Raw genomic sequence first — 9,945 nt, 5'->3', positions numbered from 1 at the left:
AAGGCTCACGCGCTTGAAGCCGAGAAGCGGTTTCTGTGCGGAGACCGGAGCTGCGTTGTCGATCTTCTTCGCCACTTGGCTAGGTTTACCCGTTTCGAGTACCCACGCGATTGCGGGAGCGATTGCCGGAGTTGGTTCGGTGCAACGACTACGAGCGGTTCGCTGGAACGTCGCAAGCGATATTGTGATTGCGTGGGTGGTAACGATTCCCGCCGCCGCGTTGGTCGCGGGAATTGTGTTTCTACTGATCCGGTTGGTTTGGTCCAAAGCCTGAATCGTCTCACTAACAACCGCAAAGTGTAAATTGCAGGCAGACAGGAATTCTACGAACTAAGGGGTGCGGCGCGGTGAAGCTTCATGGTGAAGGTACAACCAAGGCCTGGGAGAGTTTCGAGCGATAGTGTGCCTTGTTGCGCTTCGACTGCCCACTTAGCGATTGCTAAGCCCAGACCGGTGCCGCCCTCTTGAGCTGAACGCGAGCTATCAACCCGGTAGAAGCGATCAAAGATCCGCGGTACGTGCTCGTGAGGAATTCCGGGGCCGCTGTCGATAATGCGCATCGCCACCCAGTCGTCGCCCTCATCTTCCACCACTATCGAGATAGTGCCGCCCGACGGAGTATGAAGCACCGCATTGTGAAGGATGTTCAATATGGCTTGCCGCAGTAACACGCGATCGCCCGAAACGCGTGCGCGGCCGTCACCCGAAACAGAGAGCTTCTGGTTCTTCTCTTCGGCCAACACACCAAGGAGTGCGCTGGTTTCCTCGACTAATCTCAGAGGAGCGAAATCCGAGAATCGGACAGGCACTTGACCCGCATCCGCGCGAGAGATCGCCAGCAGATTTTCGGTCAGCAGCGTGAGCCTGTCAACCTCTTCCAGCATGCTTCCAATGACGTCGCGGTATTGGTCCGCTGAAGCCTGTTTTTGTAACGCGATCTCACCCGTACTACGAATCGCGGTAAGTGGTGTGCGCAGTTCGTGAGAAGCATCGGAAGTAAAGCGGCGTAGTTGCTCGAAGGCTTGTTCAATCCGGCTCAGCATGCGGTTAAACACGCGCGCTAAGTGAACGATCTCGTCACTCGTCTCAGCGTTCTCCTCACTGACGGGCAGTCGCTCGTTTAAGGATTGCGCGTCGATCTTCTCCGCCCTGACGGTCATCTCTTCAACGGGCCGAAGCGCCTTTCGCGCGAGCACATATCCAGCGAACCCGGCGAGCAGGAGAGTAAGTGGGAACGTTGCAACTAACACGAGAAGGAACTGCTGTGACGGCTTCCGGATCTCATCCGCAACATAGGCGATGCGGATAATTACCGGATTCTTACCTATGTTGTGGCGGCGGCTGAAGAGACGAATGGAAGTACCGTCATCTAACTGTCCCCAGCGAAGCGAATATCCGCCTACACCCTCTCTATCGAAGGGCGTCCCGCCAAGCGCACGTTGACCAAGGCGTTGATTGCGCAGCAATACTTTTCCATCGGGCGTAACTACTTCCAGCAGGCGCTCCAGAAGCCGCTTGGATTCCGGATGGTTATGGTAGTCTTCGTCGAAGTAGAGGTGTCCATCCGGCGCGAATCGGAGTAGACCTTCCACGGTTTCAATGTCCTGAATCCCGTGACGGTCGAGCTCGCGGCTCAAGTTCCACCAGAGCAATGCAGAAGAGCCTGCGGCGTAGATGACAAGAATCGCCGCGATCATGGTGACGTACCAAACCGTCAGCCGCACGCGGATGCGACCGGCGCGGAACGGGTTCAGCACGCAGCATTTCTCCTCATACCCTTTAGGCTTCCTCATGCCTCAGCACGAACCCGACGCCGCGGATTGTCTGAATCAGTTTCGCGTCAAAGCGATCGTCGAGTTTGCGACGAAGGCGGCCCATATGGACGTCGATCACATTATCGAGCGACGTCTGCCGCATCGGTTCTTTCCAAACATTGCGCACCAGCATTTCACGCGAGACGACCCGACCCTGATTGCGTAAAAGGTATTCGAGGAGTTCGAACTCACGCGCGGTGAGATCCAGAGGTTGGCCGGCGCGAGTGACTTGCCGCGTTTCCGCATTCAGGGCCAGGTCCGCCAGATGAAAAGCCTTCTGGTTCTCCTGACTTCCGCGGCGCAACAGAGCTCGGACACGCGCCAACAATTCGGAAAAGGCGAACGGTTTGACTAAATAATCGTCACCTCCGGCATCCAGTCCCTGAACGCGGTCGTCAACAGAGTCTCTCGCGGTGAGCACCAGAACCGGCGTGTGCAATCCACGGCGTCGCATTGCCGCAAGAATTTCGAGACCGCTGCGGCCGGGAAGCATTACGTCAAGAATCAGCAGCTCGAAACGCTGGGTCTCCACCAAAAAGAAGCCTTCCTCGCCGGTGGCGGCCACGGTGACCTGATAGCCCTCGCGCTCCAAACCCTCGCGGAGCGCTTCGGCGAGCTTGGGCTCATCTTCTATAACAAGCGTCGGTATAACGAGCGTCGGGATGAGGGGCGTCCGCAGTTGGCCTCCATATCGCATTGAAATAAAACGACTTAGAGCGCCATTTCCATCTTCAGGAAAAAGTCAGGAACTCTTCAGTGGCGCAGTTGTATAAGTCGATCTACAAATTAGAGATACCACGAAATCACGAGTGAAGACGACAGTTCTCTGCATGTTAGTACCGCTCACCCTTTCGCAAATCGCGCCCGCCTTCGCTCAGGCCGTCCCGAGCCGAATCACGCTGGCCCAAGCGGAAGAGGCGGCCATTCGGAATCACCCGCGTCTAGCTTCCGCGGACCTAAACGCCCGGGCCGCGAAGGAACGGGTTCGGGAGGCGCGCGCGGCGTTCTATCCGACGCTTTCGGCCAACGTCACGGGTGTGGGCGCCGAGCACGGCTCTGCCGTCGAGGCCGGTGCGCTCACCACGTCGAGTTTGTACAGCAGGGCAGCCGGCGGCGTTTCTTTGAATCAGATCGTCACCGATTTCGGGCGGACCTCGAGTCTAGCCCGGCAGGCAAGCCAGTTGGCTGCGGCGCGTTCCGCACACGCGGATGCAACGTTAGCCGAGGTTCTTCTCGAAGTACGGCTGGCCTATTCGCAGGCGCTGGGAGCGGATTCCGTGCTTCGCGTCGCGCGCGAAAACGTCGAATACCGGCGCACGCAACTGCGGCAAGTGGACCAACTGGCGCAGAGCTCGCTGCGATCGACGCTTGACGTCAGCTTCGCGCAAGTCAATTTGTCGGATGCCCAACTCACGCTGGTGCGGGCTGAAAACGATGCCTTGGCGGGACGCGCGCGCCTGGCCGCAGCCATGGGGATCGAGGCCGCCGCGACCTTTGATCTAGTTGACCAATCGCTGCCTCCGGCGCCGCCCTCGGACGCCGAGACGCTGGTACGAAAGGCAATTCGAGAGCGCCCCGAGTTGGCCGCGCTGCGCTTCGATTCCGACGCCGCGCTTAGCCTTGCTCGGGCCGAGAAGCGGCTTAGCGCTCCCAGTGTCAACCTGCTCGCTACTGCTGGAGGCGCACCTGTGATCGACGGGCCCTTGCGTCCCACTTATGCCGCAGCCGGGGTCAACGTGAACATCCCGATTTTCAATGGAGGCTTGTTCGCGGCGCGCCGAAGCGAGGCCGAACTTCGAGCCTCCGCCGCTCAGCGGGATGTCGACGATCTGGTCCTAAGCGTAGCGAGAGATGTCCGTCTCGCGTGGCTTGAGGCCAATGATGCTTGGGGGCGTCTGGACCTAACTGCGCGGATGGTGGATCAGGCAAATCAGTCGGTTCGCCTCGCGCAGGCCCGCTACGATCTCGGCTTAGGCGCCATTGTCGAACTGAACCAAGCCCAACTTACTCAGACGTCAGCCCAGATTAACGCTGCCGCCGCGAAATACGACTACATCGCGCGCGTTGCGGAACTTGACTTTGTAACAGGCAATCGAACCAGGAGCACACAATGAAGCATCGTTTAATCGCCCTTACTGCCGCCATGTGCGTGACCGCATGCGTCTCAGCCAAGACACACGACGGCCCTAAGGAAACAAACGTCCAGATCGTAGGTCACTTACCACTGGAGGGCGTTCAAGCAGCCCGATTATTTGTTCGTGAGAGCGCGCGGGGCAAACGCTATGTCTACGTCTTACCGGCCGGGGGTCGAGACGTGATGGTTATCAACGTTACCGACCCCGGACATCCGGCGATTGAACGGCAAATGACTTATGACGGCCAGGGCGGCACGCGGAACATAACTCCGGTTGGCCAGAACGCAGTCATCGTCGAAATTGCCGACCATCCTACTCTCGCGACGGCAACAGATGCTCCGACACTCCGAAACATCGGTGTTATGGATCTTTCCGACGCAGGCAATCCGAAGATGGCGTGCCGCTTCGATGGCGTGTCCGGTTATCTGGCCGACGACTCGAAGTCGTTGATCTATGTAGTAAACAACGAAGGACTGTGGGTTGTTCGCCATCATGAGCCTGCAGATATTAGTCGAGAGGCGTGGGAGAAATTTGCTGCTGCCCCGTAAGAATAATCTCACGATCGAAGCGTTGGCGATGGTCACCGCGGTCGTTACGCTCACGTCATGCGCGCGGCAGGGCCAGGCATCGACCCAAGCGTCAACCCAAGCATCAACCCAAGGCTCAGCCCAAGGCTCAGCCCAAGGCTCAGCCCGGACGTCTTCGGTCGATGAGTTGCAGATTGTTCCCGTCGCCAGAGCCACGCGCTCTAACTTATCGACCTCTATCGCACTTACCGGAGAGTTCCTGCCTTATCAGGAAGTCGACGTAATGGCGAAGGTTGCCGGGTATATCCGAACTATATCGGTCGATATCGGTGACAGGGTTCATACCGGTCAGTTACTCGCTACTTTGGAAATTCCGGAGATGGAGAACGACTTAGCGAAAGCGCAGGCTGCGATCGAGCAGAGCGAGGCCGAATTCTCGGTAACGCGCGACGAGCTGCGGCGCGCTACTTCGGCGCATGATATCGCTCATCTTTCGTTCGTGCGGATTGAGGACGTCGCCAAGCGTGAGCCGGGGTTAGTGCCGCGTCAGGAAGTGGACGAAGCGCAGTCCAAGGATCTAATGACGGAAGCTCAAGTATCGGCGGCCGAATCAAACCTGGCGGTGGCAGGACTGCGCACTAAGGTGGCGCGAGCTGATGAGACGCGTATAAAAACGATGAACGCGTACGCGCGCATTACGGCTCCGTTTGACGGTGTGGTGACTAAGCGATACGCCAGCGTAGGTTCCATGATTCAGGCCGGCACGGCGTCGCAGTCGCAAGCGATGCCGGTGCTACGTGTTTCGCAGAACAATCTACTTCGGTTAATTCTTCCGGTACCGGAGTCGGTTGTAGCGCGTATCCACGATGGCGAAACCGTGGATGTTCGTGTCCCCGCTTTGGCCCAGACGTTTCCGGGCCGCGTGGTGCGCTTTGCCGAAAAGCTGCAGCAAGACACGCGCACCATGGATACCGAAGTAGATATTTCAAACCCGGCTCTCAAGCTTGTACCGGGTATGTACGCCGAGGTGAAGCTTCAACTCGCCGAGCGCGATCAGGTTGTCTCTGTTCCTCTCGACGCTGTCGACAGTTCCACGGGAACTCCCCAGATATTTCGAGTAGACGCCGACAACGTCATCCGTCGCTCGTCGGTGGACACCGGGCTTGAAACGGCGCAGCGCATTGAGGTCCGATCGGGATTGACGGCGGGGGACACGGTAGTGGTGGGGCGCCATGCCGGCTTGCGCGACGGACAGCACGTTCAGACCAAACTATCGGAAGTGATCGCGGAAGCGGGCAGCGCGCCGGAGAAGAAATAGCTTGTCACGCTTCGCTATTCGCACGCCCTACCTGATTGTTGTCATTAGTGTGGCGATCATCGTTCTGGGCATTGTGAGCATCGCCCGCATGCCGGTGGATCTGTTCCCGGCGATGAATATTCCCGTGGTTGCGGTAGCTACGTTTTATCCCGGTATGCCGCCGGAGCAGATTGAAGGCAACATCACTTTCCATTTAGAGCGCTTCTTTACTCTGGCGAGCGGCATCGATCATATCGAGTCGCGGTCACTGTCCGGAGTAAGTATCATCAAGGTCTACTTTCAGCCCGGTACTAACCCTGACTCCGCCGTAACTACCATCGCGAGTTTAGCTATGGCGGAAATTAGTCACCTTCCGCCCGGGACGCTGCCGCCCTTCGTTTTGAAATTCGACGCGAGCAGTCTTCCTGTGTGTCTGGTAACGCTTCGTGGAAGCGGCTTAAGCGAGACGCAGTTGAAGGACGTGTCGCAGAACGTGGTTCGCAACCAACTGGCCGGAGTCATGGGGGCGGCGGTGCCGCAGCCGTTCGGCGGCCGCTGGCGCGAAATCATGCTGTACGTAGATCCGTTTAAGTTGGAATCGCACCAGATGAGCCTAATGGATGTCGTCCGGGCTGTTGGTGACTCGAACGTGGTTCTGCCGGCCGGCGACGTTCAAATCGGGCGCTACGACTACAACATCTATGCGAATAGTCAGGTCACGAACATGGCTGATCTGAACCAGGTTCCGCTCAAAGTCGTCAACTCGTCACCGATCCGTGTCTCTGATATCGGAGTTGCCAAGGATGCTTACTCGGTGCAGTACAACGCGGTTCGTGTGGACGGCCAGCGCTCCGTCTACTTGCCCGTACTGAAGCAAGGCGGAGATTCGAACACGATCTCCGTGGTGAACGGCGTCCGGGAAAAGCTTGCCGCCTTAGTGGATACACCGGCGACTCTGGTGACTAAGGTAGTTTTCGACCAATCGCAGTTCGTGAAGACCGCCATCACGACTCTGATTCATGAAGGTAGCATCGGCCTTTTTCTCACCTGTTTGATGATCCTGATCTTTTTGGGAAGCATGCGAGCCACCCTAGCCGTGTTCTTGTCCATCCCGATCTCCGCGCTGGCTACTTTGATGGCATTACAACTTGGCGGAAGTTCCATTAACACGATGGTGTTAGGCGGTCTCGCCCTTGCGTTCTCCCGACTGATCGACAACTCGGTTGTCGTACTTGAAAACATCCATCGTCATCTGGAGCTTGGCGAGCTTCCCATAGCGGCCGCCGAAAAGGGCGGAAAAGAAGTGGCGCTGCCCGTACTAGCGGCAACTCTTACGACGATTGTCGTGTTCTTCCCCGTCACCCTGCTCACGGGAGTTAGTAAGTTTCTTTTCTCGGCGCTCGCCCTGGCCGTGGTGCTTTCACTCGCGGCATCCTACCTGGTGGCGATGACCGTAGTGCCTCTATTCTGTTCCCGATTCATCAGCACGGCCGGACATGAGACCGCCGCCGTGCACGACAAGCCCGGGCGGCAGAGTCTCGGGCACCGTTTCAACAACGCATTCGCCCGATTATTCGGACGCCTGCTCGACGGTTACAGCGCCATCGTTTCAAGAACCCTAGCGCGCCCTGTAGCATCATTGGCGTTTTTCGCAATTATCGTAGGTGTGGCGCTGTGCTGCTTCCCGCTGCTTGGGGTTTCCTTCTTTCCCCGTACCGATGCGGGCCAGTTCGTGATTAGTGTCAAGTCACCCTCCGGCACGCGTCTGGAAGAGACCGAGAAAGATATCGCGAAACTCGAGGGACTTATTCGAAGCACTATCTCGCCCGGCGATCTCGGCATGATCGTCTCTAACATTGGCGTCGACCCAGGCTTCTCTGCTATCTACTCCACTAATACGGCTATGCACACCGCGTCCGTACAGGTGAGTCTGAAGGAAGGCCATCGGGTTGGCAGCTTCGAGTACATCGACCGGGTGAAAGAACGCGCGCGTCGGGAACTACCTCAACTAGCTACTTTCTTCTCGACCGGAAGCCTGGTGGACGCGGTTCTTAACATGGGAATGCGTGCTCCCATTGATATCCAGATCTCAGGTTCAAATCTAAAGGCCAGTTATCAGTTCGCTCTCGATCTCTCTTCCGAGATCCGATCATTTCCACAAACTGGCGACGTGTTCATTCCGCAGGATCTGGACTACCCCGCTCTCAAGTTAGACGTCGACCGGATGCGCGCCGGAGAACTCGGCTTAACTCAAAAAGAGGTAGTCGGTAATGTCATTACTGCCCTAACATCTAATGCGATGGTTGCCCCGAACGTCTGGATCGATCCCCGCAACGGGAATAACTATCTGCTCGCCGTGCAGTACGCCGAGAATCAGATCCGAAGCGTGTCTGACTTGGAATCGATTCCCCTTCATGGTGCGAACGTAGCTATGCCAACGCGCCTCGACATGGTCAGTCACATCACCCATATGTTGTCGCCGACCGAGGTGGATCATTACCAGATCCGACGAAACATCGACGTGTTTGTTCGCGGTCGCGAGGAAGATCTGGGAATCATCAGCAACCGCATTGAGAGCGCAATCAATCACATCAAGGTACCGCCAGGAACGAGTGTAAAGCTGCGGGGCATGGTCGAGAGTATGCGGACCTCGCTCAAGAGCTTCGGTTTCGGATTGATCTTATCTACCGTACTGCTCTACTTGATCTTAGTGGCGCAATTCCGGTCTTACACCGATCCGCTCATTATCCTACTTGCCTTTCCTCCAGGTCTTGCCGGGGTTGTCCTCACGCTCCTGTGGACTGGCACGACCATCAATGTCATGTCGCTGATGGGAATTGTGATGCTTGCTGGAATTACGATGTCCGACAGTATCCTGATTGTCGAGTTTGCGCGACATCGCGTGCGCGAAGGACGGCCAGTCAAAGAAGCCGTTGTGGAAGCTTGCCGGGTGCGGCTACGACCGATTATGATGACCACGCTTGCGACCGTCATTGGTCTCCTACCGATGGCATTAAAGCTGGGCGAGGGCAGCGAGTCTTATGCACCCTTAGCTCGGGCGTTGGTGGGAGGGCTGACCGTATCCGGAATCTGTACGGTGTTTGTGGTGCCCACGGCATTTTACCTCTGGAACCGCGAGAGCGAACCCTTACTTCCCTGAATAAGTGATCCACATCGGCGAGGCCCATACGATCTCACCGTTCGCCTGCTCACCGCGGACATAGTAATAACTCGTCTTACCCGAGACTGCAGCCTGGTCGCGCCAGGTGAAATCGACTTCCGGCTGCCCCGGCGTGACCGAATAGACATACTGATTGTCTTTGACGATCTGCACTTTTGCGAACGGACCCGTCCCCGCCAGATGAACCTGTATCGACGGCGGCGTCGAAGTACTGAAGATATCGCCCATCATGTGCGAGCCGCTCCGTACATCGGCCACGATGTTATCGGTAGCCCCGTAGATATGCCGCTTCTGGAAGGCGTCCAGAACTGCGTCGCGAGTATCTTCTTTGACTAGTAGATTACAGTAGCTGATGTGGGTTGAGATGTGGTCGGAACTTGCCTCGAAGCCTAACTTGTAACCCCGCTGCAGGGCGATGTTGATGAAACCCTTGGGGCGCCAGCCGCCGATGGAATCGTTCGCGTTGTTGGAACGGGGCGCATCCGGCATCTCATAGTTCTGCCGCATCCCCTGGTAGATTTCGACGATCGGTTCTACTCCGGGATCGTTATCGCGCCAGTCCGTCCCCATGGAAGTTCCGCTCGTATGTGAAGCCACGATGCCGTTGAAGTGTTTCAAGTACGCGTACAGCATCTGAGTATCCGGCGCATGTCCGGGTTGATCTTCACGCGTAATCGGCAAGCGTGGTAAGTAACGAACGCCGCGCTCGGCGAAAATCACGTTGCGATGTCCTTCGGGGTATGAGACGCTGCGCTCATAACTGAACATGTTGGCGAACTGTCCAGGGCTATTGAAGACGTCCGTGAGCTTCTGAGTAAGCCACCAGGTATACTCGCGCCCGAGTCCGTTATCGTGATCGCAGCACCCGATCCAGTCCAGCGAGGCGGCATCTAGCGCGTATCGGTACTGATCGAGGATCGCGCCGTCGGAGCCTCCATCGAACGAAATCTCACTATGGCGGTGGAACTCGCCGCGCACGATTTTCAGGCCG

At 57.2% G+C, this 9,945-nt stretch carries 8 protein-coding genes; 5 read left to right on the top strand and 3 right to left on the bottom strand.

From position 1 onward, the window contains the following. The coding region (locus H1Y01_RS02795) for an inorganic phosphate transporter (protein WP_180538573.1) at nt 1-274 on the top strand (274 nt) is incomplete at its 5' end. A 49-nt stretch (nt 275-323) separates the two neighbouring features. Here the strand turns inward: H1Y01_RS02795 and H1Y01_RS02790 are convergent. Next, complete coding sequence (locus H1Y01_RS02790) at nt 324-1,757, bottom strand: ATP-binding protein (RefSeq protein WP_219341209.1); 1,434 nt, start codon at nt 1,755-1,757, stop codon at nt 324-326. A 22-nt stretch (nt 1,758-1,779) separates the two neighbouring features. After that, on the bottom strand, nt 1,780-2,511 hold the full coding sequence (locus H1Y01_RS02785; protein ID WP_367399759.1) for a response regulator transcription factor: 732 nt from the start codon (nt 2,509-2,511) through the stop codon (nt 1,780-1,782). A gap of 112 nt (nt 2,512-2,623) precedes the next feature. On the opposite strand from H1Y01_RS02785, the gene H1Y01_RS02780 reads away from it, so the two are divergent. From H1Y01_RS02780 to H1Y01_RS02765, 4 genes are read left to right on the top strand one after another with little or no spacing between them, the layout of a single operon-like run. Continuing rightward, a complete protein-coding gene (locus tag H1Y01_RS02780) occupies nt 2,624-3,928 on the top strand; it encodes a TolC family protein (protein WP_180538571.1) in 1,305 nt (434 codons plus the stop codon). Beyond that, nucleotides 3,925-4,497, top strand: coding sequence for a hypothetical protein (locus H1Y01_RS02775; RefSeq protein ID WP_180538570.1), 573 nt, complete (start codon nt 3,925-3,927; stop codon nt 4,495-4,497). The genes H1Y01_RS02780 and H1Y01_RS02775 overlap by 4 nt, the downstream gene beginning before the upstream one ends. Then, nucleotides 4,481-5,794, top strand: a complete 1,314-nt coding sequence (locus H1Y01_RS02770) for an efflux RND transporter periplasmic adaptor subunit (protein WP_219341208.1) — start codon at nt 4,481-4,483, stop codon at nt 5,792-5,794. Before H1Y01_RS02775 ends, H1Y01_RS02770 begins: the two co-directional genes overlap by 17 nt. A 1-nt stretch (nt 5,795) precedes the next feature. Beyond that, on the top strand, nt 5,796-8,933 hold the full coding sequence (locus H1Y01_RS02765; protein WP_180538568.1) for an efflux RND transporter permease subunit: 3,138 nt from the start codon (nt 5,796-5,798) through the stop codon (nt 8,931-8,933). On the opposite strand, the gene H1Y01_RS02760 is transcribed toward H1Y01_RS02765, so the two are convergent. Then, a partial coding sequence (locus H1Y01_RS02760) for a DUF3604 domain-containing protein (RefSeq protein ID WP_180538567.1) occupies nt 8,922-9,945 on the bottom strand: 1,024 nt, incomplete at its 5' end. The two genes, H1Y01_RS02765 and H1Y01_RS02760, sit on opposite strands and share 12 nt — an antisense overlap.

The sequence above is a fragment of the Nevskia soli genome (genome assembly GCF_903970205.1).
Classification (GTDB): Bacteria; Acidobacteriota; Terriglobia; order Bryobacterales; family Bryobacteraceae; genus Bog-113.
Note: the sequence above shows the minus strand (reverse complement) of the source record. Positions and strands in the feature narration are given on the sequence as shown.

Bases quoted from the DNA above. Each gene is read 5' to 3' on its own strand.
- H1Y01_RS02785 (WP_367399759.1), bottom strand. From the start codon at position 2,511: ATGCGATATGGAGGCCAACTGCGGACGCCCCTCATCCCGACGCTCGTT.
- H1Y01_RS02775 (WP_180538570.1), top strand. From the start codon at position 3,925: ATGAAGCATCGTTTAATCGCCCTTACTGCCGCCATGTGCGTGACCGCA.